This is a genomic window from Paraburkholderia sp. A1BS-2L (assembly GCF_051125205.1).
In the GTDB taxonomy this organism is placed as follows: Bacteria; Pseudomonadota; Gammaproteobacteria; order Burkholderiales; family Burkholderiaceae; genus Paraburkholderia.
In genome coordinates this window covers 512622-537636 of the sequence record NZ_CP120431.1, presented here as the reverse complement: position 1 = coordinate 537636, position 25015 = coordinate 512622, and the positions used below count along the sequence as shown (strand labels likewise).

The window sequence follows — 25015 nt, the reverse complement described above, 5'->3', positions numbered from 1 at the left end:
TGGAAATCGGCAGTTTTATTTTAATAAGCAATACAAATAAAAAATCATGGAGACTTATGAAGAAAATTCTGCTGGCCGCCCTGCTCGGCAGCGTGCTTCCCGTCGCATCGCATGCCCAGTCGAGCGTGACCTTGTACGGTGCTATCGGTGGGGGCGTGCGTTGGGCCAACGGACTCCAGGGAGGCTCGACTGTCGGCTTCAACAACAACGTCATCGCCGTCAATGCGTTTGGCATCACTGGAAAGGAAGATCTCGGCGGCGGTGTCCAAGCGATCTTCAAGCTGGAGAACGCTTTTAACAGTGGCACTGGTGCGCTCAAGAAGGACGGCACGCTGTTTTCTCAGGCTGCATTCGTGGGTTTGACAGGTCGTTTCGGGCGCCTGACATTCGGTCGCCAACTCAACGCCAGCGAGAACTTCTCGATACTGGTCGACCCGAACCTCGGCCGGGGCCAGACGCTTGCGATCGAGCCCGGTGTAGTATGGGCTGCCAATTACTTCACGCTCGACTCGAGATTCAACAACACGATCAAATACCTCGTGCAGGCTGGGGGCTTCCGATTCGGCGCGAGCTATTCGCCAGGGGGTGTCGCGGGAGAAAATCGGGCCGGCACCAACTTTTCCGGCGCCGCCATGTATCAGTGGGGCGTGGCGTTCGGCGGCCTCTCCTATCAGAAGACCTGGAACGCCACAGGGACCCAATGGGCGCAGACGTTCGGGAGCGGTGGTTCGCTGCAGGCTGGTCCGGTGCGTCTCTACCTGAGCTACTCCGACCTCGAGGTCAGCGCGGCGAATGCCGCTGCACCGAATCGGCGCGACCACATTCCCGGCGGCGGTATTGTCTGGACGCCGACCGCCTCGGCGTTCCAGCTCACCGCCGCGGTCTATCAGGACATCGCCAGCCATCTCCACAATGCGCAATCAGCGAGTGGCCACAAGTTCACGACTTATGCGATTGCCGAATATTTCCTTTCGAAAAGTACCGAGGTCTATGCGGAAGCCGATTACAACGGCCTCTCAGGCGCGTATCGCTTCGATCCGACCAATCTCGCCGCGATGGGCCTGGCGTCCGGCACGCGCTCGACGACTGGTGTATCGCTCGGCCTCATGACCCGCTTCTAGGCAACCGAACGCCCATTCCCGCTTTGATGGCTCGATACGACATGAACACTTCTTTTCGACTCCTGAGAACCCTCACTATGGCGATGTTCGCCGTGCTTGCAGCCAATGTGTTCGCGCAGACGCCCAATCCTTGCGTGAACGATGCACCGCCCGCCAGCACGGCGCAACCCTCGCCCGCGACGAAGACGGCCGACAGAAAGCTTGCGCGTCAGGTCGCCCGCGCACTGGCTCATACGCGCGGGCTCATTTCGGGCCGCATTCTCGTGAAGGCGCACGATGGTCTCGTCACGCTGTCCGGCTCGGTGGTGGACGCGACACAAATCCCCCTCGCTGTCGAGGCTGCGAAGCAGGTCGCTGGCGTCAAAGACGTCGACAATCAGATCCGCGTGTCAGGGGCTCCGCTGTAGCCAGCAGACCAACGCGCATGCCAGGAACGATGATTCAACGCCATTCCCGACGCACGGAAGCGACCCAAGTGCCCGGCGTCGGCGGCGACGCCACACACCGCGCCCCTCAGACGATCGATCGCGCCGCCAGGTGGCCTTCGCGAATCGCCAGTTGCCTGTCGCTGGACGCGCGCATCGGCAACCAGATTGAGCTGATCGACACGCCCGCGCAACACCTCCCAGATTTCGTTTCGCGACTGCGGTCAGCGCGACTGGCCGAAAGCTGCTGGCGAGTCGGAGGTCTGTAGATGCAATGATCGCCGGGCTCAGACGCGTTCGGCGCGGCCGACGCGCTGCTGGAAACGGCCACGCCGCCTGCGAGTGCGAAGCGCGGCGTTCAGTCCAGGCAAACAAAGCAGGAGCGGCGAATGGCAGCATTCAAAGCGGCGTCATCGTCCAGCCTTCCGGCGTCGCTTCCAGCCGGTCGGTCAACTCGAGGCGTTCCAGCAGAACCTCGTCGTGTGACACGACCATCAGCGCGCCGCGATAATCGCACAGCATCGCCTCCAGCGCGTGGAGCGAAGACAAATCTAGATGGTTGCCCGGTTCGTCCAGCAGCAGAAGCTGCGCGGGGGGATCGGCGTGAATCGCGCAGGCGAGCGCCGCCTTGAGCCGCTCGCCGCCGCTCAACACCCCGCAGGGCACGGCGAGTTTGCTCGCACTCAGCCCCAGTTGCGCGAGCCGGGTGCGCAACGCATCTTCACTCGCCGTGCGGTTGGCCTCGCGCATCTGCTCGATGACCGTGCGTTGCGGCGCCAGGTTCGCGAGCCGCTGGTCGAGCCACGCACTCGCTACGCGCACCGAGCAGCGCCCCGCAAGCGGTGCGAGTTGCCCCGCCAGCACCTTGAGCAACGTCGATTTACCACTGCCGTTCGCCCCCGTCACGCCCACGCGCTGTTGCCCATGCAATGCCAGGCGGATTGCTCGCGTCACGGAGGGCGCGTGCGGCAGCACGACGTCGTCGAGTTCCACGATCCAGCGCCGCGCCATCCCGGTTACCGGCGTTGAGCGCATGACGATGCGCGCGTCGTCCGCGACCGCCATTGCCGCTTCGCGCACGTTCATGTCGAGTTGCTCGCGCGCGGCAGCATGTTGCGCGCGCAACTTTCCAGCCGTGCTCTCGCTGCGCGCCTTCTGGCGGTCGAGCAGAATCTTCGCCTGATTGGCCTCGCGCCCATGACGCCGCCCCTGCGCTTCGCGCCGCTCGGCGCGCTCGCGCTGTTCGCGCAGGGCAAGCGCGGCGCGGCGGTGTTCGAGCTTGCGACGTTCGAGCAGCGCGAGCGCGCCCGCCTCCTCCTGCGCACGCCGCTCGGCGTAAAGCGCGTAGCCTCCGCCGTAGCTGCGCAAGCCCGTGGCGGACAACTCGACGATGCGCGCCATGGTGTCGAGCAGCCGCCGGTCGTGGCTCACGACCACGAGCCCCTTCGGCCAGCGCTGCAACTGGCGTATCAATGCTTCGCGGTTCGGCCGGTCGAGGTGGTTGCTCGGCTCGTCGAGAATCAGCCAGTCGGCCTGTGAAAGCGCAGCGCCCGCAAGCGATACGCGCATCGCCTCGCCGCCGCTCAGCGCGTGCGCCGGCGCCTGCGGATCCAGATGTCCGAGACCGCAGTGTTCGAACTCGGCCTGCAAGCGCTGGCGCAAATCCCAGCGCTCGCCAAGCAAGTCGAAATCTTCAGGCGTTCCATCACCGGCCTCGATGCGCGTTAGCGCGTCGAGCGCATTCTGCACGCCCGCGAGGGTGGCGACATTCGCGCGAGCATCGCCGATCTGGATGTGCTGCGCCAGATAGAAGACCTCGCCCGTGCGCGCGCAGCGCCCAGTCGTTGGCGCGAGCCGGCCCGCCATCATGCGCGCGAGCACGCTCTTGCCGGCGCCATTGCGGCCGACGACCCCCGTGTGGCCGGCATGGCGTGCATCGAACGATGCGTTGAGATCGGAAAAAAGGGGCCTGCCGTCGGGCAGAACAAAGGAAACGCCTTCGAGCGTCAAAGAGGAATTCGTCATGGGTCGATGCGTGCCGTGGATGCCAGACATTCCCCTCGCTCGAGATCAGCAAACGATCGGCATGAAGCCGACAAGCAACCTGCGAAGGGGGCGCAAACAAGGGCCGTCGAGGGCGACGGCGGCATCAATGACGCATGGGACGAAATCCTCCGGATGGGCAAAACTGGAACGTCTGACATTGCAGATTCGCTTCGAGTTCCCTACGAATTCCATACGCGATGCACACGCGCGGAACGCCAACGCCGATAAAACACGATTGCGCGTGCTCCCCGTCACATGCATCGGCGATAATCGAATGCGCCCTCTTTCTCCATGACGGCGTCGCGCAAACGCGCCGACGGCTCGATCGTCACGCTCCATCCCCCCGGATCGTGACCGGCGACGCACGCCGCCAGGGCATCAAGCAACGCTCGTACTAAACGCTGAACCATCATGAAATCGCATCTGCACGCCATTGCCACGGCACTGCTGGCCGCCGCGCTGTTCGGCGTAGCCACGCCACTCGCCAAAGCGCTGCTCGGCACGCTGCCGCCCTTCATGGTCGCGGGACTTTTCTATCTGGGCAGCGGCGCCGGGCTCGCGTTCGTCATGCTCGTGCGGCGGCTCGCCCGGCGCGCGGACGAGCCGCCCGCACACGCCCCGCTGCGTCTGGCCGAAGCGCCCTGGCTCGCGGGCGCCATCCTCGCGGGCGGCGTGGCCGGCCCGGCGCTGCTGATGCTCGGGCTGGTCTCGACACCCGCCGCCACCAGTTCGCTGCTGCTCAATCTCGAAGGCGTGCTCACGGCGCTCATCGCGTGGGTTTGCTTTCGCGAGAACTTCGACGCGCAGGTCGCGCTGGGCATGGTGGCCATCGTCGCGGGCGGCGTGCTGCTCTCGTGGAACGGGCCGCACGCGGGGCTCGCGCCGGGTGCGCTATTCGTGGCCGGAGCCTGCCTGTGCTGGGCCATCGACAATAACCTCACGCGCAAGGTCTCCGCCAACGACGCCATGACCATCGCCTGCCTCAAGGGCCTGGCGGCCGGCCCCGTGAATCTGGCCGTCGCGTTCTGGCTGGGCGCGCACTGGCCCGACGCCGCGAGCCTCGCCGGCACGCTGGCCGTGGGCTTCGCGGGCTACGGCGTAAGCCTCGTGCTGTTTGTGATCGCCCTGCGCAATCTGGGCACGGCGCGCACAGGTGCGTATTTTTCAGTGGCGCCGCTGTTCGGCGTCGCGCTTTCGCTGCTGCTCTGGCCGCAGCGTCCAGCGCTAACGTTCTGGGCCGCCCTCGCGCTCATGGCTCTGGGCGTCTGGCTGCACGTGCGTGAGCGCCACGAGCACACGCACACGCATGAAGCGCTCGACCATACGCACCGGCACCGCCACGACGCGCACCATCAGCACGAGCACGACTTCGACTGGGACGGCACCGAGCCGCACACGCATGCGCATCACCATGTGCCGCTCACGCACACGCATGCGCATTACCCGGATGTGCATCATCGGCATTCGCATTGACGGCACTGACGACGCCCGGAACGGCACAGCAATTTTCCCCAAGCGCGTGAACGAGCGGATGAGCACAATCGCCTGACGATCAACGCCTGAGGCATGGACGAAGGAGACAATGCGATGGTTTCTCTCTACCGTGAAGTTCCCCTCGAAACCGATGCGGCCCGTGCATGGGAAACGCTGCGCGATTCGCGCAACCTCGCGCGGGTGTTTGCGGGCGTGCTAACCGACGTGCGGGTGGAAGGCGACCTGCGCACCGTGACGTTTGCTAACGGCAGCGTGATCGAGGAACGAATCGTGGCCGTGGATGACGCGCACATGCGCGTGGCCTATGCCGTGCGCGGGCCGAACTTCGAGCAGCACGCTGCATCGATGCAAATCGTGGCCGAATCAGGCGGACGCTGCCGCCTCGTGTGGATCAGCGATTTCCTGCCCGACGACCGGCGCGCCGTGGTCGAGCCGCTGATGGACGCGGGCTGCGCCGCAGCCGCACGGAATTTGGCGCGATAAACGCCGCGCCCAAATAGAAACGCGAGCGCCATAGCGCTCGCGTTCCGTTATGTCTTGCGTCAGTGCTGGGCGCTCGCGGTAGCCGAAACGTCTTCTTCGGAGGCCTCGAAGCCCCAGTCGCCGTAATCGAGCCAGTCGTCGCCAAGCAATTCGATGGGGTGCTGGGTGCGCGACGAACCGTTTCCGCAACTGAGCGAACTGGCGGGGCAATAACGGTCGCAGCCCCAGCAGATGCGTTCAGGATGCTTCGGATGCAGCGGGATTTTCTTGGCCATGGCGGTGCGTAAGACGGCAAATTGGCAACGAAATTAATTCTAGGACACGCGTCCGAACGATCCAGAGACGCATTGCCGCATTGCCTCCCTATGCCCCCGCCCTGCAAGACACTTGAATCACCGTGCGCAAATAAAGTCCCGTTTCGTTTTCCCAATTTGCTGATGCGGCGGCTGATTGACAGTTAGTTGCGCTTTATGGTGCACGCCGCGCACGCATCGCCATCAATTCGACAACTCGTCCAGCGACACGCCATTGGTGCGCGGGCCGAAAGCGCCTATCGAAACCATCACCACGAGCATGCAAATCGTGATGCCCGCGAACACGCCTTGCACGCCGAAGTCGCGCAGCAGCGCGGCGACAATGAAGCCCGACATCATGGCGCCCACGCGGCTCGCTGAATACACCACGCCGTTCGCGCGGCAGCGCACCGAGGTGGGAAAGAGCTCCGCCTGGTAAGCGTGGTAGCAGACCGAGATCATCTGCCCGGCGAGGCTGACCAGGATGCCGAGCACGATCAGCGCAGCGGTGCTGCGCGCCTGCGCAAAGCCCAGTCCGAAAACCACCACAGCCAGCGCCGAACCGACAATGAGCCATTTGCGCTCGATGCGGTCGGCCACCGGCATGGCGAGCAGCGGGCCGCACGGCAACGCGGTGGCGATCACGAAGGCATAGAGCAGGCTCTTCGTGACGGTCACGCCCTGGCCGATCAGGAGCGTCGGCACCCAGTTAGCGAACCCGTAGTAGCCGACGGCCTGGCACAGATTGAACGCGATCAGCATGACGAGCCGCGCACGGTACGGCGGCCGCCAGAGTTCGGCGAGCGACGCGCGCCGATGCGTGGGCAGCGCGGGCACGGCGGCGCTCGCCGGCAAGTCGCGTCCGCTCTCGCGCAGCGCAGCGCGCTCGAGCCTGGCGATGATCCGCTCGGCCTCCTCCGTGCGCCCGTGGCTGGCGAGCCAGCGCGGGCTTTCCGGCACCGCGCGGCGCACGAACCACACCAGCACGGCGCCCAGTGCGCCGGCCAGCACGACCCAGCGCCAGCCGTCGATGCCGAATGGCGCGCTGGGCACGAGCCACCACGAGAGCAAGGCCGAGGCCGGCGCAGCCGCGAACATGACCGCCTGGTTGAACGCCATGGCGCGCCCGCGCATCTGCTGAGGCACCATCTCCGTGACGTAACTGTCGATCGTGACGATCTCGATGCCCACGCCAATTCCCGTTATGAAGCGCCACAGAATCAGCCCCTCGGACGAATGCTGCATTGCCATCACCACCGAGCCGAGCGAATACCACAGCAGCGAGAATGTGAATACGCTTCGGCGTCCGAATTTATCGGGCAGCCAGCCGAAAAACAACGTGCCCACGAATAACCCGCCAAAGGTCGCGGCGACGAATGCGCCAATGCCATTGAAACCAAAGAAGTTCGCCGTGGTGGTGTGCAGCAGTCCGCTCTTCGCCAAACCCGGTGCGATGTAGCCCGTGAAAATGAGGTCGTAGACCTCGAAGAAGCCGCCCAGCGAGATGAGCAGGACGAGCTTCCAGATCTGCCTCGTGACGGGCAGCCGGTCGAGGCGCGCTGACAAGGCCTGTGCTGCCGTGTTTCCGGCAGCCAGTCCGTGAGCGGCCGCGTCAAGAGCCACGCTGGATGCCTCGTCCGTGGTGAGGGTGCGTTGCATGTCTGTCTCCATGTCTGCCTTGCGTGCGGCATCGCTCGGGCGATTGCCGCCGCAGGAATTTCGTTATGCGGCTTGCGCGAGCCGCTGCGGCCCGCAAGATGTCACGGCGAGCCGGCGCGCTATGGCTTCGCTGCAATGCTGCTCAGCCGCGCGAGCACTTCCTCCGTGTGCTCGCCCACCTTCGCGAGCGGCTGGCGCACGCCTGGGCGGCGGCCATCCATCAGGAGCGGAAGGAGCACGACCTCGGTGGTCTCGCCGTCGTCGGTCTGCATCGGCGCGAGTCCGCCGCTTTCCCGCAGATGCGGGTCATCGAACAGCTGGTCGGGGCGCACGATCGGCGCATAGGGAATGCCGGCCGCTTCGAGGCGTGGCGTCAATTCGTTCGCGCGCACGCTCTTGAGCACTTCGCCGAGCCGTGCGAGCAATTCGGGCCGCACGGCCACGCGCGAAGCATTGGTGGCGTATTGCGGTTCATCGGCAAGATCCGGACAGCCCATGACCTCGCACAGCGTCACGAACTGCCTGTCGCTCACCGCGCCGATGAACAGCTGCTCGCCTTCGGCAAGCGTGAACACGTCGTACACGCTCCACGCCGAGACGCGCGACGGCATGGGCGGCGGCGCTTCGTGCGTCATCGCATATTGCTGCATGTGCTGGGCGCTCAGAAACACGCAGTTTTCGAAGAGCGCGCTCTGCACTTCCTGGCCGCGCCCGGTAGCATCGCGCTCGCGCAGCGCCGCCAGCACGCCAATCGCGCCGAACATCCCGCCCATGATGTCGTTGACCGAGGTGCCCGCGCGCAGCGGCCTGCCCGGCGGCCCCGTCATGTACGACAGCCCGCCCATCATCTGCACGACTTCGTCGAGCGCGAGGCGGTTCTCATAGGGGCCCGGAAGAAAGCCCTTGTGCGATACGTAGATGAGGTGCGCAAAGCGCTGCGAAAGCGTGGCGTAGTCGAGCCCGAGCTTGTGCATCAGGCCGGGCCGGAAGTTCTCGAGCATCACATCGCTCTGCCCTACCAACTCGATGGCAGCGGCGCGGCCCTCCTCCGTGTTGATGTCGAGCACGACGCTTTTCTTGTTGCGGTTGAACGAACGGAAAAAGCCGATACCGAGCCCAGGCAGATTGCGTGTCTTGTCGCCGCCTGGCGGTTCGATCTTGATCACCTCCGCGCCGAGATCGGCGAGGATCATGCCGCACGTGGGCCCCATGACCATGTGCGTGAATTCGACGACGCGCACGCCATCGAGCGGAAGCCGCTTTGCTGTGTTCACAATAACCTCAGGATGACGAATTAGTCTACGCAGGCCGCGCGAAAGATCTTCGGCAAGCCTGCTCGCCAAAGTGCGCCGTGCATCGTCTCGTGTTCGAGCCACTGCGCCACTTGTGCGCGCAATGCGAGCAGCGCCTCGATGTCGATGCCGGTCTGGATACCCATCGCGGCCAGCATGAACGCGAGATCCTCGCTCGCCGCATTGCCGCTCGCGCCCGGTGCGTGCGGGCAGCCGCCGATGCCCGCCAGCGAAGCGTCGAAGCGCGTGACACCGGTTTCCAGCGCGGCCACCACGTTGGCGAGCGCGAGGCCGCGCGTGTCGTGAAAGTGCGCACACCAGAGCCGCTCGCTCGCGATGGCGCGCGCGGCGCCGAACAGATCGCGCACGGCGGCCGGGTTCGCGTAACCGACCGTATCGGCGAGGCTCACGCGGTCGGCGCCTGCATCGAGCAACGCCTGCACGTAGTAGAGCACGTTCTGCGCTTGCACCTGCCCCTGCAACGTGCAGCCGAACGCCGTGCCGATGCCGCCTTCGATCAGCGTCTTCGCGCCGGCCGCGTCGCGCGCGGCGCGCATGCGCGCGACTTCGGCCACGACTTCAGCGGGCGTCCTGCGCAGGTTCGCGAGGCTGTGCGCTTCGCTCGCGGAGAGCGGCACGAGCATGAGATCGGCGCCCGCTTCGATCGCGAGTTCGGCGCCCTTGAGATTGGGCACCAGCACCGAGACGGACAGTCCCGGCAGCCGCCGCGCGAAGTCGACGAGTTCGGCCGTATCGGCCAGTTGCGGCAGCAAGCGCGCGGGCACGAACGAGCCCACCTCGATCTCTCGCAAGCCGGCCGCGTGCGCCGCACGCAACCATGCACATTTGCGCTCCGTGGGCAGCACGCTCGGGATGCTTTGCAGGCCGTCGCGCAAGCCGACTTCACGAATAACGGCGCGCTCGGGGAATGAGGGCATGAAGTGTCTCCATCAGCATTCGGGGGCATTTTCCGGTCCATCCCCAGCTATATGGGGAACCGGCGTTGTGCTAACTTTAGTCATTCCTTGAGATACATAAAGCGGTATTTTGGAACCGTTGACATTCCGAGCTGGAAACACTGTGGAGAGAGGCGGAGCAGCGCATGCACGACATCGACCTCAAGACCTTGCGATTGCTGGTGGCCGTGTGCGAGCACGGCAACATGGGACGCGCGGCACGCGACGAGCACATCGAGCCCTCGGCGATCAGCAAGCGCATCGCGCAACTGGAAGCCAGCCTCGGCGTGCCGCTTCTCACGCGCTCGCGGCGCGGCGTGCAGCCCACGCCTGCGGGCATCGCGCTCCTTGAGCACGCGCGCAGCGTGATCTTCACGCTCGAACGCGCGCTCGGCGACATCGCGGCGTTCGGCAGCGGCTTGCGCGGCAGCGTGAGCGTGTGCGCGTCAGCCTCGGCGATAGCGGAGGCGCTGCTCGACGACCTCGCCTCGTTCATGCGCATGCCGGCGCACCAGAACATTCGCGTGAACGTGGACGAGCGCACTTCCAGCGAACTGGTGCAGCGCGTGCGCGACGGCGTGGCCGCAGTGGGCGTCTGCTGGGACAACGTCGAGCTAGCCGGCCTCGCGTCGCGGCCGTGGCGCGAAGACCGGCTCGCGCTCGCGGTGCATCCCGACCATCCGCTCGCGCGCCGCAAGTCCGTCGCGTTCGCCGATACGCTCGACTACGAACACGTGGGCCTGCCGCCCTCCACGGCGGTGCATACGCTGCTGCAGCGCTCGGCGGCGCGCAGCGGGCGCACCATCGACTATCGCGCGACGGTGTCGAATTTCGACGCGGCGTTCCGGGTGGTGGCGGCGAATCTGGGCATTAGCGTCGTGCCGCAAGAGGTCGGCCAGACGTACACGCGCATCATGAACGTGCGCATGATCGCGCTCTCCGACGCCTGGGCGCGCCGGCGCTTTATCGTCTGCTTTCGCGAATTCGATGCCTTGCAGCCCGCCGCGCAGCGCATGGTCGAGCATCTCGTCAAGCGGGCGGAATCCGGTCAGAAGGCTCCGGAACGAAAAGCGCGGGATTCGTGAATGCAGCGCGTCGTTTACACTTCCGGCATTAACGGCCCCACGACGGTCTTTCAATGAGGCATCTCCCGCCCCTGAACGCGCTGCAAATCTTCGAAACGGTCGCCCGCTACGGCAGCTTCACGCGCGCGGCGGAACACCTGTGCGTCACGCAAGGCGCGGTGAGCCGGCAGATTCTCGCGCTCGAGGAATACTACCGGCTGCCGCTGTTCCGCCGTTCGCCCAAGGGGCTCGTGCTCACGCCCGAGGGCGAGCAACTGCTGCCTGCCGTGCGCGACGGCTTTACCCGCATCGAAGAAGCCTCGATGCGCCTCACGCGCCAGCGCACCGAACTGGCGTTGAAAGTCCCCACCTGCGTGATGCGCTGGATGCTGCCGCGCATCATGCGTTTTCAGGCCGAGCATCCCGATCTTCAGGTGCAGATCACGACGACCTGGCAACACGAAGCAGATTTCCAGGCCGAGCCGTTCGACGCCGCCATTGTCTATGCGCAGGCGCCCGGCGCGGGCGTTCACGCCGTTGCACTCTTCGACGAATACCTCACGCCCGTGTGCGCGCCGGAACTGCTGGAGAAGCACCGCTTCGCGCATGCCGATGACCTCGCGCATCAAACCCTGCTGCACCCGACGCGCGACCACCGCGACTGGAAGCTATGGCTCGCGCACGCGGGCGCGCGGCACGTGAATGCGCACGTGGGCCCCACGTTCGAGTCGCTCGATCTCGCCAGCAGCGCCGCGATGCAAGGGTTCGGCGTGGCCATTGGCGACCGTACGCTCGCAAGCGAGGATCTCGCCGCGAACCGGCTCGTGATGCCCTTCGAGCTGACCGTGGCGACAGGCTGGCGCTACTACTTCGTCTATCCCGAGTGCGTCGCCCGGCAACAGAAGGTGCAGCGCTTCAGCGAGTGGATTGCGCACGATCGGGAACACCCGGGCGCAGGTTGATCCGCGCTCGAAACGAGGGAGCCGGATCGACGCGGCCCCCTCGCCGAGGCGCGAGGCATTACTGCCCCTTCTTCTGCTGCAAGTACTGGCGCACGTCGCTCATGGAAACGCGGCCCGTGTGCGCCGCATCGATCTGATCGAAGTGCTGCGCGATATAGCCGAGACCGTTGCTTTGCGCCTGCTCCTTCGTGATCGAAGCGCCGTTGCTCAGCACCGAATTCGCGCCGAGCCTCGCTTCAATGCGCTTTTGCGCCTCGTTCTGCAACTGCGTTCCGGTGGATGGCGTCACGGGCATCGGGCGGTTGGCGGGGAAAAACGGACCGTCCACGCCATGCCCACCCTGCGGGAGCTTGACGGGCGCCACGGCCTGAGTGGTTCCGTTCGTGGTCGCCTGCGTAGTTGCCCCGCTAGTGGCCTGGGCAGCCGCCTGCGTGCTTCCCGCCACGACAGCGAGGACGACTAGCGGCGCGAGGCGCCGCAATTTATCGAATTCAGACATGATCGCTCGCATTCATTAGGTGTACATGAGGTCAATGCCGGTTACCGCGTGGCCGCGGCCTGTGCAGTGACCGTCGTGGGCGTGCCCGCCGGGCTCTCGTCGGACCACGGCGCCGGCAGCGTCCAGAGCGAAAGCGCCTGCGCAATCGGCTGCCCGGCGTAGTAGTTCACGAGATCGGCCTTCATCTTCGGCCGTGCCACATCGTCCAGATAGATCATGTGTCCGCCCTGGAAGAAGTTGACCTGCAGATCCGGTGCCAGCCCCTTCACCGTTTGCAACCGCGCAAGCTGCTTCTCCGTGTTGAAGAACGGCGTGGCAAGATCGTGATACCCATTCTCGGCCAGCACCTTCAACTGCGGATTCAGCTGAATCGCCGCCAGCAAATCCGGCAGTGTGTCCGGCAACGGCTGGCCGTCGTGCGAGAAGTCCCAGACGTTGATGATGTTGTCGTTCAGCGGCATGTAGGTCGCGTTCGGCGCCCGGTAGCCGAGGTAGCCCGGCAACTGCGTCGAGAGCGCCATCGTGAACGGCAGCGAGATCAGAATATCCGAGGGGTCCCCATCGTTCTGCAGGCGCGGGTCCGAATTGGGCAACGATACGCGTCCGTCGTAACGCCCAATGGTCGTCCCCGGAAGCAACTCGACATTGAAGGGATTCGCATTGAAGTAGCCCTGAAGCGCCTGCAAAGTCAGGCCCGATGGCCAGCGCCACGAGTCGAGCGTGCGCGCGGGCGGAAACACGGGTGTGCCGAGCGCATCGGGAATGCCAAGCTGGCTCAGCACCCACGATTGCGCGTACCGCCCGAAATGGTTGTACTGCCCGGTCGCGAAGACTTCCGACTGATACGCAAACAGCCCCTGGTCGATCAGCGGCGGCGATACCTGATTGAAGTACGCGGCCACCTCGGCATAGCCGGGGTAATAGCCCGCGAGTGTATCGGTGTCGAGCGCCAGTCCCTCCGTGGAAGCCGTGATGGCGGTGGCCTCGATCGCATCGGCGAAGTAATTGAGGATCGAAGACTGGAGCACGATGCCGGTGAGCTTCACGCCAGCCGTTTCGAGCGCGAGTGCCAGCATGTCCGTGCGTGGCGTGCCGTACGATTCGCCATAGAGGTAAATAGGCGAGCCGCTACGATTGTTCGCCGCGAGATAGCGCATGATGAAATCGCGCATCACGTTGACGTCTGCATCGCTGCCCCAGAAGTCCTGGTTCTTGTACGGTTGAATCGCTTCCGAAAGCCCCGTTCCCGGGGGATCGATAAAGACCATGTCGGTGGTGTCGATCAGGCTATCCGCATTGTCCACGAGCGGGAAATTCGGCCAGTTCGTCATCAGCGGATCGGGCGTGGCGACGCGCGTGGGCGCAAACGAACCCAGGCGCAGCCAGATCGATGACGAACCGGGGCCACCGTTGTAGATGAACGTGACGGGCCGGGGCGCGCCATTCGCGGCCGGTGCGGTGTAGGCGACGTACGACATCGTCGCCTCAGGCGTGCCGTCTGGATTCGAGGCCGTCAAATGCCCCGTTGTTGTCGTGTAGTTGATCGTCGTTTTACCCGCCGTCCACTGATAATGCATGATGGCCGCTTTCTCCGCGACTGTCTTTAGCGGCAGTGCATCGGCGGCATAGGGCGAGTATGCAATCGGGTCGACATAGCGCTGATTGCCGTTTTGCGCCTGCGTGCTGCTGTTTGGCGTCTGTTGATTCGCAGCCACCGCGTTCATCGCGCTCGCGCCGGAAACGCCGGTGCTGCTGTCGCCGCCACCGCATCCCGCGAGCATCAGCACGCCGGCGATCAGCGCGCCGGGCGCGGCCAGCCGCCCCAAACTGCGCCGGCGGCCATAGTTGAAGCTACTTTCTGGGTTCATTTTTGTGCCTGTGAATGGTGAAGTACCGCTACACAAAGGCCGCCTTTCGCCGCAGAGACGCATAGGGAAAACGGACCGCACATGCCGGGATCGTCGACGCACAGCGGCTGACAATTAGCTTTCTTGATTCTGACTCTGTTAATCCGCTTGTTCGAAATGGTATTTATTTCGGATTACAAACTAAATAATGCTTAAAAATTCCGGAAATTTATACCGCACGCTTCAAACAGATGCCTGTGAAATATTTAGTAATTAATCTTGGCAGAGGAAAAATAGGAGGTATTGCAGCGCGTTGTCAAGGCGGAGTTTCAAGCCTATGCGCCGTGGATCGGCAGTTGAAATAATTCCCGAATATCGGCGGATAAGCCGCCGATATTCAGTTATAAATACCGGCCGATATGCGGTTGTATTTGGAAATTGTCGCGGCAAATTCGGCGCGCGCGCCGCGTGACGAAGCGGCGCGCGGCATTTCCTGCGCGTTCAGTGGCTGATATCTTCGAGCGAGAGGCCGCGCGTATTCGGCCCGAGCAGAATCATCACGATACCCACGAACATCGCTACGCCAATAAAGATCGCCACGCCCGGCACGCCGTAGTGGTGCAGCAAGATGCCGATAGCGAGTCCCGCGAACGCCGCCGCAATCCGGCTCCACGAATACACGAAGCCCACCGCGCGAGCGCGCACGCGCGTGGGATAGAGCTCGGCCTGATAGCCGTGGTAGGCATAGGACATCACGTTCGGTGCAAGCGTGAAGAGCACGCCCAGCACGATCAGCACCGAAGGCTGCGAGGCCTGCGAGAACAGCGCGATCACGACCGCCATGACGAACAGGCCGCCGACGATCTGCGTCTTGCGCTCGATCTTGTCGGCAAACCACACGCCAATCAACGGCCCGAACGGATTGGCGATGGCGATCACGAACGCATAGGCGAGGCTCTGCGTCACGTGAATGCCGCGGTCGATCAGCAGCGTCGGCACCCACGCCGCGAACCCGTAGAAGCCGATCACCTGCGCCATGTTGAAGATCGACAGAATCACGGTGCGACGCAAATAAGGCGGACGCAGCACTTCGCCCAGCGAGCCGCGGCCGCCCTTTTCGACTTGAATGGCGCCGGGCGGCGGCAGTTCGATCGACTTCTCGGCGGCCACGCGGCGCTCGATGTCGGCGACAATCCGCTCCGCTTCATCCACGTGCCCATGGCGCGCGAGCCAGCGCGGGCTTTCGGGAATCTTGCGGCGCAGGAACCACACCACCACCGCGCCCACCGAGCCGATGAGAATCACGACGCGCCAGTAGTCGAGCCCGAGCGGCTGCGTGTCCTTGAGGATGTAGGCGAGAAACGCCACCACCGGCACCACGCTGAAGGTAATGAACTGATTGACCGCGTAGGCCCGCCCGCGCTCTGCGCTTGGGATCAGTTCGGAGATGTACGTGTCGATCGTGACCAGTTCGATGCCGATGCCGATGCCGGCGATGAAGCGCCAGATATTGAGCCCGAGGCCGGTGGTCTGGAACGCCATGATGGCCGTGCACGCGATGTACCAGATCAGCGACCACGTAAAGATGATGCGGCGCCCGAACCGGTCGGCGACCTGGCCAAACACGAGCGCGCCCACCCACAGCCCCGCGAATGTCGAGAACACGAAAGTGCCGAAGCCGGCGACCTTGAGCGGCCCGAGCGCAGAAAAGAAGCCGAGTGATTCGGGCGTGAACAGGCCCGAATGCACCATGCCCGGCGCGACATAACCGGTGAAGAACAAATCATAAAACTCGAACACCCCGCCGAGCGAAAGCAGGACCACCATCGACCAGACCGTGCGCGACGGCGGCAGCCGGTCGAATCGGGCGGCGATTTCCGCGGATTTTTCTATCGACATCGGAATACCTCAACCATTTTTTGTAAGCACAAAGAAAGCAAAAGCCGGTGACTTGCGTGCACAACCATTGTTCACGCATTCCCCCGGCACAGATCCTTGCGGCCTCATCATTCTCGTGCCACGGCGCGCGCTCGCGTGAATACGCGGCACAACATGAAGCTTATTGGCACCGGAGCATCGAGACACCTGGTTGAAACCCAAATTCGAACAGGCGTTTTTTAATTTTTTTCTAATTCACGCCTCGCCGAGCAGTTGGCGCGACAGCCCGGATGCATCGAATTCCCTGACCCTGGCCGCGCCCGCCGCGCATTCGCGTTTTTCGAGCCGCTCGGCCAGCAGCCAGCAAAAGGTATCGAGCTCCGCGCTGCCTTGCGCTGCGACGAACTCTTGCATGACCTCACGCACGGCAGCGTCCAGCGTTTCGGCCGACAGCATGCTGGCGATATGCGACGCACCGCGCGCGAGTTCGAGCAACCAGACCGACTCGTAGTGACACCCGCCACCATGCGGAGGCTTTTTCGGATTTTTTTTCATTTTTCCCCGTCCTGCGCAGATCTCGCTGATCTCGCGAATGCCGGCAACTTTGCAGGTGGCGGCGCGCGGGCGCAACGAATGCGAGAGACCAACGGCAAAACCTGTCCATACGTCTCAAATACTTGTTGCGGCGTCTCACGCCAACCCTGCGCGATCCGCGCGATGGGTTCAACGCAGCAAGGTCATCCAGTAGCGCCAGTCGTCCACCGACGCGCCTTGCGCATGCGTGACGCCACCACCACCGCTGAGCGCCAGCATGCGCACCGCGCGTGGAGACAGCCCGATCGAGCGGCGAAATGCCCGCGCAAAATTCGCGGCGTTCGAGAACCCATGCTCCGCAGCAATATCGGCAATCGACACGCCGCTGCGCGCCGGATCGACGAGCAACTCGCGACAGCGGCGCAAGCGCCGCTCGCGCACGTACGTCGCGAAACCACCCTCCTTTTCGAACAGTCGATACAGCGTGGCGCGCGACATGCCGAACGCGAATGCCACCTGCTCCACGCTCAATTGCCGGTCGCTCAAGTGCTGCTCCAGGTAGCGGCAGATCGAGACGAACACGCTTTGCTGAACCGCCGGAATGTGTTCCGGATTCACGCTCGCATTGATTGCGCACGCCGCGAGTTGCAAGGTCGCGGGCAGGACGGCATGGGCATCCGCCTGCGTCATTTGCGGCGCATGACGATAGAGTTCGCCCAGATGCTCGCGCAGCAGCGCGACCGTGGGCTGCGTGCCGCGCAACACGCGCATGCCGTGCTGATCGGGCGCATTGAGCAACGGAGCGAGCATGCGGCGCGGCACCGCCAGATTGAGGAATTCGCTGCGCGTGGTCTCGGTCGCGAGCGGCTGGGCCGCATCGACGATGAACATGTCGCCGGGCCGCGTGCACAACTCCGAACCGCCGTCGCGCACGCGGCAGCTACCGCCCAGATAAAACTGCAGGACGTACTGCTCGTGGCCGTCGCGCCCGATCTTCGCGTTCGAACGGTCGTAGCGCTGCGCACCGGTGCTGATCGATCCCAGCACCACGTCCGAAAACAGATACGCGTTCACGCGGCTCTGGAACCCTGCATCGCGCGCCTCGGTGGCCTGCGTGTCGAACACCACATTGATCGCTTCTCGCCACGCGGCGAATTGCTGGGAGCGAGGCAAACCGCTGGTATCGAATTGCGAATGTAGCAGCGCGTTCGGCGCCTGGTTCATGAGTCACCTCATGGATCGCCTCGGGTGGAGAAGCGACTTCTGGATTGACCGGGACCCTCCGCCTGGGACTGCCCGTCCGGGACTGCCCGTCTGGCACGAATTGTTCCACTCGACTACCGGGATATCGGCCACCTAAAGCCGATACTTTAGATTTCGCCCATGCCGTTGATGACCTCGGCGAGGGCGAAATTCTTCTATAAGACTGGCCGTCTCACCCACTATTTTTGTAAGGGTATTCACCATATTGACAAATATATTATTTATGTATTCAAAAACGCACGAGCCGCTCCCGGATAACCCGCTCCACCCGCCAAAGCCTTGCGCCACGGGCCTCCTGCGCGACAACGCTTTCAGCGCGGGGCCGCGCTCGATGGCCAGATGCGCCTGCTTGAGCGCCAAATTATGTGGCGCAACGCATTTCCATAATATGAAATTGATGGACAGTAAGCCCCCAGGCGCGCCCGAATTGAGGCAAAATTCACGTGTTTCGCCGACTGCGTGCAGCCGGTGGTCTTATCACCCCGTTTTCGGACCCCGCCAAGAAAACCGATGAGCACCCAACCCACCATCATCTACACCCTGACCGACGAAGCCCCGCTGCTCGCCACCAGCGCGTTTCTGCCGATCATCCGTACCTTCACTGCGCCGGCCGGCGTCAATGTCGAAACTAGCGACATTTCCGTTGCGGGCCGCATCCTCGGCGAATTCCCCGAGTTCCTGACCGAAGCGCAGCGCGCGCCGGACAATCTGGCCGAACTGGGCCGCCTCACCCAGCTCCCGGACACCAACATCATCAAGCTGCCCAACATCAGCGCGTCGGTTCCTCAGCTCGTTGCCGCGATCAAGGAACTGCAGGGCAAGGGCTTCAAGGTCCCCGACTATCCGGAAGACCCCAAGACCGACGAAGAGAAAGCGATTCAGAAGCGCTACTCGAAGTGCCTCGGCTCCGCCGTGAACCCGGTGCTGCGCGAAGGCAATTCGGACCGCCGCGCGCCGCTGGCCGTGAAGAACTACGCCAAGAAGCACCCGCACAGCATGGGCGAGTGGAGCATGGCTTCGCGCACGCACGTGGCGCACATGAAGCACGGCGACTTCTACCACGGCGAAAAGTCGATCACGAACGACAAGGACCGTGAAGTCCGCATGGAGCTCGTCACGAAGTCGGGCGAGACCATCGTGCTGAAGCCGAAGGTCAAGCTGCAGGCCGGCGAGATCGTCGACAGCATGTTCATGAGCAAGAAGGCGCTGCTCGCGTTCTACGAAGAGCAGATGGAAGACGCGCGCAAGACCGGCGTCATGCTCTCGCTGCACGTGAAGGCCACCATGATGAAGGTCTCGCACCCCATCGTGTTCGGCCACGCTGTGAAGGTGTTCTACAAGGACGCATTCGAGAAGCACGCGAAGCTCTTCGAAGAGCTCGGCATCAACGTGAACAACGGCATGGTCGATCTCTACACGAAGATCGAAGCGCTGCCGGAATCGAAGCGCGAAGAGGTGATCCGCGACCTGCACGCTTGCCACGAGCATCGTCCGTCGCTCGCGATGGTCGATTCGGCCAAGGGCATCTCGAACCTGCACGCGCCGAACGACGTGATCGTCGACGCCTCGATGCCCGCGATGATCCGCGCCGGCGGCAAGATGTGGGGCGCCGACGGCCGCCCCGCGGATACGAAGTGCCTGATTCCGGAAAGCACGTTCGCGCGCATCTACCAGGAAATCATCAACTTCTGCAAGACCAACGGCGCATTCGATCCGCGCACGATGGGCACGGTGCCCAACGTCGGCCTGATGGCGCAGAAGGCTGAAGAGTACGGCTCGCACGACAAGACCTACGAGATCCCGCAAGACGGCACGGCGCGCATCGTCGACAACGCCACGGGCGAAGTGCTCGAAGCGCTCACGCAGCAAGTCGAGCAAGGCGACATCTGGCGCATGTGTCTCGTGAAGGACGCGCCGATCCGCGACTGGGTCAAGCTCGCCGTCACGCGCGCGCGCAACTCGGGCATGCCGGCCGTATTCTGGCTCGACCCGTACCGTCCGCACGAAAACGAGCTGATCAAGAAGGTCGAGACGTACCTGAAGGATTACGACACGAACGGCCTCGACATCCAGATCATGTCGCAAGTCCGCGCGATGCGTTACACGCTCGAGCGCGTGATCCGCGGCCTGGACACGATCTCGGTCACGGGCAACATCCTGCGCGACTACCTGACCGACCTGTTCCCGATCATGGAGCTCGGCACCAGCGCGAAGATGCTCTCGATCGTTCCGCTGATGGCCGGCGGCGGCATGTACGAAACCGGCGCGGGCGGTTCGGCGCCGAAGCACGTGCAGCAGCTGGTGCAGGAAGATCACCTGCGCTGGGATTCGCTCGGCGAATTCCTCGCGCTGGCCGTCTCGCTCGAAGACCTCGGCATCAAGACGAACAATGCCAAGGCCAAGCTGCTGGCGAAGACGCTCGACGCTGCTACCGGCAAGCTGCTCGACAACAACAAGGGTCCCTCGCCGAAGACCGGCGAACTCGACAATCGCGGCAGCCAGTTCTACCTCGCGATGTTCTGGGCGCAAGAGCTGGCCGCGCAGAAGGACGACGCGGAACTCGCAGCGCACTTCGCACCACTCGCGAAGGCTCTGGCCGAGAACGAAAAGACCATCGTGAGCGAACTCGCCGCGGTGCAGGGCAAGCCGGTCGACATCGGCGGCTACTACAAGCCCGATTTCGCGAAGCTCGCCGAAGTCATGCGCCCGAGCAAGACGTTCAACGCCGCCCTCGAAGCCGTGGCGAAGTAAGTCCCGCTCGAAGCCGGGAGGCCCTGCCGGGCCTCGCCCGGCACGAGGCGCCCTTGCCTCATTCATGTAAATCGCCCTTGCAGCGTGTGTCGCTGCAAGGGCGATTTTGTTTTTGGCGGCGGCCGTCTGGAACTCAATCTGGTTTTTTCAAGGACCATAATCGATGCATTTTATGAAAAGTGCTTGCTATCGCACCACCAGTGCAATACATTGGTCTCTCCAAAACCAATATTACTAGACTCGCCTGAATCCGCCTGACCTTCCGATTTTCATGAAACCGACCCGCACCATTTCCACCGTCGAAGTCCACACCGGCGGCGAGGCCTTCCGCATCGTCACGAGCGGTCTGCCGCGCCTGCCCGGCGACACCATCGTCCAGCGCCGCGCGTGGCTCAAGGACAACGCCGACGATATTCGCCGCGCGTTGATGTTCGAGCCGCGTGGCCACGCCGACATGTATGGCGGCTATCTCACCGAGCCCGTATCACCGGGCGCCGACTTCGGCGTGATCTTTCTGCATAACGAAGGATATAGCGACCATTGCGGCCACGGCGTCATCGCGCTCTCGACGGCGGCGGTCGAGCTGGGCTGGGTGCAGCGCACGATGCCCGAAACGCGGGTGGGCATCGACGCGCCCTGCGGCTTCATCGAGGCGTTCGTCAAATGGGACGGCGAGCACGCCGGCAGCGTGCGCTTCGTGAACGTGCCGTCATTCCTGTGGAAGCGCGACGTCACCGTGGACACGCCGAGCTTCGGCAAGGTCACGGGCGATATTGCCTATGGCGGTGCGTTTTATTTCTATGTCGATGGCGCGCCTTTCGATCTGCCGGTGCGCGAATCGGCGGTCGAGAAGCTCATTCGCTTTGGCGCCGAGGTCAAGGAAGCCGCCAACAAGGCCTTCCCGGTGCAGCATCCGGAGATTCCGGAAATCAATCATATCTACGGCACTATCATCGCCAACGAGCCGCGTCATGCTGGATCGACCCAGGCCAATTGCTGCGTGTTCGCCGACCGCGAGGTCGACCGCTCTCCCACGGGCTCGGGAACCGGCGGACGCGTCGCCCAGCTTTATCAGCGCGGCGAGCTCAAGGCCGGAGAGACGCTCGTGAACGAATCCATCGTCGGGACGGTGTTCAAAGGCCGGGTTCTGCGCGAGACGTCGGTTCAAGGCATGCCTGCCGTGATTCCCGAAGTCGAGGGCGAAGCGTATATCAGCGGCTTTGCACAATGGATCATCGACGAGCGCGACCCGCTGACGTACGGTTTTCTCGTGCGCTGATCGCGCGGCGATATCGCGCCGGATCACGCCGGCGCGATATCGCGCTGGACGCGGTGAATGTGCTGCTCCACGTAGAACGCGGCGGCGTCCGCGTCGCCGGTTACGATGGCTTCGTAAATGAGCCGATGCTCCGCAACGTAGAGACGGATTCGGGCGGGATCGTAGATGCCGTCGTCCTTGAGGCGCTTCCACAAGGACTGGTCCATTGTGTCGGCAATCTCCTGGGCCAGCTTCACCAGCAGCGCGTCGCCCGTCATCACCGCAAGCTGGCGATGAAACAGGCGGTCGCTATTGTTCCAGAGCGCACGTTCTTCGGGATCCGAAACGTCGGTCAGCGTTTCCATCTGGGCGAGATAGTGCTCGGCGAGCGCATCCCGCTTCTTGTGGGCCGCCGCGCGGCGCGCGATCGCGGGCTCGAGAATCAGGCGGACATCCAGCGTTGCCGACGGGCTGTAATCCGCCTCGACCGAACCGGCTTCCCCGCTGCCCGATAGCGCGCTGCCGCGCGCGAGAACTTCAGGCGCATTCGCCGAGACATACGTGCCGGAGTTTCTGCGCGTGACAACGAGGCCTTCATTCTGGAGCGCCCCGATCGCCTCGCGCACGGCAGGACGCCCCACACCGAACAAAGCGGCGAGCTCGCGCTCCGAAGGCAGGCGCGACTCGGGAAGGTACCTGCCAGCCCGGATTTCCGCGCGGATCTTTTCGGAGACCTGCTCGTAAATCTGTAGAGGGCGAAAGTTCGCGGGGGAATCGATGCGTGCGGAGGCCATGTTGGATCTTTCGATGCGTTGGTTTTCAATATACCACTTCTGCGCCAGACGCTCGATTCATGGATTGATAATCGCCCAAATCTGGTTTAAATTGAATCCACTTGAATCCAGTTCAGCGACTTCTCCAAAGCCATGACCCCTTCCCCCGTCAAAACCTTCGACGCACAAGCCACTGCCGCGTTGCTCGACTATCCGGCGCTCGTGCAAATGCTGCGCGCAACCATCGTGGAATACGCCGCCGGAAAAATCGCGAGTCCTGAACGTCTGGTCATTCCATTGCAGGAAGGCGGCGTGATGCTCTCGATGCCTTCGAGCGCGAGCGATATCGCGATCCACAAGCTCGTGAATGTCTGCCCCGGCAACGGCAAGCGGCAGCTCCCCACCATTCACGGGCAGGTCATTGCGTGCGATGCGTTCACGGGCGAAATGCTGTTCGTGCTCGATGGCCCCACGGTCACCGGGCGCCGCACGGCTGCCGTTAGTGCGCTGGGCGTCATGTGCCTGCATGCGGGCGCACCCAAGGAGATCCTGATCATCGGGACCGGAAAACAGGCCGTCAATCATGTGGAGGCGTTTGCGGCGCTCTTTCCGCATGCGCGGATGCTCATCAAGGGATCGACGCCGGAACGCGCGCAGCGCTTTGTCGAATCATTGCGCGCGATTACGCCCAATCTCCGCGCGCTCGATGGCGACGTTCCCGATTCGGTCGATGTCGTCGTGACGGTCACGACGAGTCAATCGCCCGTGTACACCGCACCCGCACGGGCCGGGCGGTTGGTAGTCGGCGTGGGCGCATTCACGCCCGCGATGGTGGAAGTCGGCAAGACGACCGTGGACAGCAGTTTCGTCGTGGTCGACGACCCTGCCGGCGCGAAGCACGAAGCGGGCGATCTGATTCAGGCCGGCTTCGACTGGGCAAACGTGCACACGCTTGCCGATGCCATCGAGGGAAGCCTCGCGCCCGCAGCCCCGGTCTTTTTCAAAAGCGTGGGCTGCGCCGCATGGGATCTGGCTGCTTGCCGGGCCGCGCGGGCGCGGATCGGCCACGCGGCGTAAGCCGTAGGCGGCCCTCCCCGATTCCTGATGACGCGCCGTTTGGAGCAGCGTATCGTTATCCCATGCGGGTGGTGCACCTCGCCGCCCGCGTGAGCATGGACACGCTCGTCGGGGAGCGATATGACGATTCGGCAACGTCCACGGGAACATGTTGTGGTGCTGGCGCTGGGTGTCGTGCTGGGCCTCGTGGCCGTGGCGACAGGTGCGGGGCTGTGGCTCCACGCGATTCATCTGGGCACTCACGCCGGCGCTGGCGATCAATCGGCCTCAGTGGCCGCAATTCTGTTCGGCGTCTTTCTCGCAGTCTGTGCGGGCCACGAGATCTGGCGGCGCAAAGCGCATTAGCAGCACGCCGCGCCATGGACAGCGCGGCGGCTCACCGGCAACGCGACGGCTCAGGCCGTCGCGAGCCCTTCCTCTGCAATCATCTCGAACAGCAGCGTCTCGAACGCCTGCGCCGCCACCGTGCGCGAAGCGCGGCGGCGCGCGAGCAGCGCCACGGTGCGCTGCGGCAGCGCGGGCGTCACGGGCACGCTCGCGAGGCCCTTGTGCTCGCGCAGCACCGTCGAAGGCAGCAGCGTCGCGAGCGAGCCGTCCTTCACCAGCTTGAGCACGGTGCCGACTGCATTGGCCTGCACGAGGACCTGCGGGCGCAACTGGTGAGCGTGAAAGTAGGCGTCGGCGAATTTGCGCACCACGAAGTCGGGGCTCAGCAAGGCGAGTGGAATGTCATCGAGCTGCTCCGCCGTCACCGTGCTGCGCCGCCGCGCCAACGGATGCCCGCTCGCCACGAGCAGCGCAATATGCTCGGCAAACAGCGGCTGGGCCTGGATACTCTCCGAGCGCACGTCGGTGAAGCCGATGCCCAGATCGAGCGCATCGCGCTCGAGGCCGGCTTCGATCTCGTCGAGCGGCCGCTCGCTCACTTCCACGGCAATGGCCGGATGCGTCGCGTGAAAGCGGCGCAGCGCGGGGCCGATCAGGTATTCGGCAAAGGTCGGCGCGTAGGCGAGCCGCAGTAAGCCGCGCGTCAATCCACGCACGTCCTGCAACGCGCGCTTGCCGGCGTCGAGATGTTCGAGCGCCATGCGGGCGTGTTCGATATAGACGCGCCCGAAATCCGTGAGACTGATCGTGCGGCCGCTGCGGTCGAAAAGCGCGCCGCCCAGTTCGGCTTCAAGCTGACGAATCTGCTGTGAAAGCGCCGGCTGCGAAACGTGCAGCACTTCCGCAGCGCGCGTGAAATTCTTCAACTCGGCCACGGTGAGCACGTAGCGGATCGGACGGAGCAACAAGGCGGCGGCCTCCATAAGGCGCACTTATAGCAACGATCGTAATAT

The 25015-nt window shown here is 63.8% G+C and carries 23 protein-coding genes; 10 read left to right on the top strand and 13 right to left on the bottom strand.

What is annotated here, in order from left to right:
• The first annotated feature begins 56 nt into the window (after positions 1-56).
• Positions 57-1121 carry a porin gene (locus P5W98_RS32295; protein ID WP_421028491.1) on the top strand — a complete coding sequence of 355 codons (1065 nt, stop codon included), beginning with the start codon at positions 57-59 and terminating at the stop codon, positions 1119-1121.
• Positions 1122-1162: 41 nt separating this feature from the next.
• Entirely contained in the window at positions 1163-1528 is a 366-nt protein-coding gene (locus tag P5W98_RS32290; RefSeq protein WP_421028490.1) for a BON domain-containing protein, read from the top strand.
• 417 nt (positions 1529-1945) lie between these two features.
• On the opposite strand, the gene P5W98_RS32285 is transcribed toward P5W98_RS32290, so the two are convergent.
• Together P5W98_RS32285 and P5W98_RS32280 are read right to left on the bottom strand one after the other, a co-directional pair.
• Positions 1946-3571, bottom strand: coding sequence for an ABC-F family ATP-binding cassette domain-containing protein (locus tag P5W98_RS32285; protein WP_421028489.1), 1626 nt, complete (start codon positions 3569-3571; stop codon positions 1946-1948).
• A 272-nt stretch (positions 3572-3843) separates the two neighbouring features.
• Complete coding sequence (locus P5W98_RS32280; RefSeq protein WP_421073399.1) at positions 3844-4005, bottom strand: hypothetical protein; 162 nt, start codon at positions 4003-4005, stop codon at positions 3844-3846.
• Here P5W98_RS32280 and P5W98_RS32275 point away from each other — a divergent pair.
• A complete protein-coding gene (locus tag P5W98_RS32275; RefSeq protein WP_421028488.1) occupies positions 4004-5065 on the top strand; it encodes a DMT family transporter in 1062 nt (353 codons plus the stop codon). The genes P5W98_RS32280 and P5W98_RS32275 overlap by 2 nt on opposite strands.
• A 114-nt stretch (positions 5066-5179) precedes the next feature.
• The gene (locus P5W98_RS32270; RefSeq protein ID WP_421028487.1) at positions 5180-5569 is read left to right on the top strand and encodes an SRPBCC family protein; all 390 of its coding nucleotides are present in this window, start codon (positions 5180-5182) and stop codon (positions 5567-5569) included.
• A gap of 59 nt (positions 5570-5628) precedes the next feature.
• Here the strand turns inward: P5W98_RS32270 and P5W98_RS32265 are convergent, their stop codons facing one another.
• From P5W98_RS32265 to P5W98_RS32250, 4 genes are all read right to left on the bottom strand, one after another.
• On the bottom strand, positions 5629-5844 hold the full coding sequence (locus tag P5W98_RS32265) for a DUF3079 domain-containing protein (RefSeq protein ID WP_421028486.1): 216 nt from the start codon (positions 5842-5844) through the stop codon (positions 5629-5631).
• A 222-nt stretch (positions 5845-6066) separates the two neighbouring features.
• Positions 6067-7521 (bottom strand): MFS transporter, encoded by a 1455-nt coding sequence (locus tag P5W98_RS32260; protein WP_421028485.1) that lies wholly within the window; start codon positions 7519-7521, stop codon positions 6067-6069.
• 119 nt (positions 7522-7640) lie between these two features.
• Positions 7641-8795, bottom strand: a complete 1155-nt coding sequence (locus P5W98_RS32255) for a CaiB/BaiF CoA transferase family protein (RefSeq protein WP_421028484.1) — start codon at positions 8793-8795, stop codon at positions 7641-7643.
• Positions 8796-8815: 20 nt separating this feature from the next.
• Positions 8816-9751 (bottom strand): hydroxymethylglutaryl-CoA lyase, encoded by a 936-nt coding sequence (locus P5W98_RS32250; RefSeq protein ID WP_421028483.1) that lies wholly within the window; start codon positions 9749-9751, stop codon positions 8816-8818.
• A 164-nt stretch (positions 9752-9915) separates the two neighbouring features.
• Between P5W98_RS32250 and P5W98_RS32245 the strand changes: the two genes are divergently transcribed.
• Together P5W98_RS32245 and gcvA are read left to right on the top strand one after the other, a co-directional pair.
• Positions 9916-10854, top strand: a complete 939-nt coding sequence (locus P5W98_RS32245) for a LysR family transcriptional regulator (protein ID WP_421028482.1) — start codon at positions 9916-9918, stop codon at positions 10852-10854.
• Between the two features lie 53 nt (positions 10855-10907).
• Positions 10908-11795 (top strand): transcriptional regulator GcvA, encoded by an 888-nt coding sequence (gene gcvA / locus P5W98_RS32240; RefSeq protein WP_421028481.1) that lies wholly within the window; start codon positions 10908-10910, stop codon positions 11793-11795.
• 58 nt (positions 11796-11853) lie between these two features.
• Here the strand turns inward: gcvA and P5W98_RS32235 are convergent, their stop codons facing one another.
• From P5W98_RS32235 to P5W98_RS32215, 5 genes are all read right to left on the bottom strand, one after another.
• Entirely contained in the window at positions 11854-12294 is a 441-nt protein-coding gene (locus P5W98_RS32235; RefSeq protein WP_421028480.1) for a 2-oxoglutarate dehydrogenase, read from the bottom strand.
• Between the two features lie 41 nt (positions 12295-12335).
• Positions 12336-14162, bottom strand: a complete 1827-nt coding sequence (locus P5W98_RS32230; protein WP_421028479.1) for a S10 family serine carboxypeptidase-like protein — start codon at positions 14160-14162, stop codon at positions 12336-12338.
• A gap of 480 nt (positions 14163-14642) precedes the next feature.
• Positions 14643-16040: an MFS transporter gene (locus P5W98_RS32225; protein WP_421028478.1), complete on the bottom strand. Its 1398-nt coding sequence runs from the start codon at positions 16038-16040 to the stop codon at positions 14643-14645.
• 234 nt (positions 16041-16274) lie between these two features.
• Entirely contained in the window at positions 16275-16514 is a 240-nt protein-coding gene (locus P5W98_RS32220; RefSeq protein WP_421028477.1) for a hypothetical protein, read from the bottom strand.
• 228 nt (positions 16515-16742) lie between these two features.
• Positions 16743-17777 (bottom strand): helix-turn-helix domain-containing protein, encoded by a 1035-nt coding sequence (locus P5W98_RS32215; protein ID WP_421028476.1) that lies wholly within the window; start codon positions 17775-17777, stop codon positions 16743-16745.
• 549 nt (positions 17778-18326) lie between these two features.
• Here P5W98_RS32215 and P5W98_RS32210 point away from each other — a divergent pair.
• Both P5W98_RS32210 and lhpH read left to right on the top strand, forming a co-directional pair.
• The gene (locus P5W98_RS32210) at positions 18327-20567 is read left to right on the top strand and encodes an NADP-dependent isocitrate dehydrogenase (RefSeq protein WP_421028475.1); all 2241 of its coding nucleotides are present in this window, start codon (positions 18327-18329) and stop codon (positions 20565-20567) included.
• Positions 20568-20838: 271 nt separating this feature from the next.
• Entirely contained in the window at positions 20839-21846 is a 1008-nt protein-coding gene (gene lhpH / locus P5W98_RS32205; protein WP_421028474.1) for a trans-3-hydroxy-L-proline dehydratase, read from the top strand.
• A gap of 23 nt (positions 21847-21869) precedes the next feature.
• Here the strand turns inward: lhpH and P5W98_RS32200 are convergent, their stop codons facing one another.
• Entirely contained in the window at positions 21870-22619 is a 750-nt protein-coding gene (locus P5W98_RS32200) for a FadR/GntR family transcriptional regulator (protein ID WP_421028473.1), read from the bottom strand.
• Between the two features lie 132 nt (positions 22620-22751).
• On the opposite strand from P5W98_RS32200, the gene lhpI reads away from it, so the two are divergent.
• Complete coding sequence (gene lhpI, locus P5W98_RS32195) at positions 22752-23675, top strand: bifunctional Delta(1)-pyrroline-2-carboxylate/Delta(1)-piperideine-2-carboxylate reductase (RefSeq protein WP_421028472.1); 924 nt, start codon at positions 22752-22754, stop codon at positions 23673-23675.
• A gap of 120 nt (positions 23676-23795) precedes the next feature.
• Positions 23796-24020, top strand: coding sequence for a hypothetical protein (locus P5W98_RS32190; RefSeq protein ID WP_421028471.1), 225 nt, complete (start codon positions 23796-23798; stop codon positions 24018-24020).
• A gap of 50 nt (positions 24021-24070) precedes the next feature.
• Here the strand turns inward: P5W98_RS32190 and cynR are convergent, their stop codons facing one another.
• Entirely contained in the window at positions 24071-24970 is a 900-nt protein-coding gene (gene cynR, locus P5W98_RS32185; RefSeq protein WP_421028470.1) for a transcriptional regulator CynR, read from the bottom strand.
• Between the last annotated feature and the right edge of the window lie 45 nt (positions 24971-25015).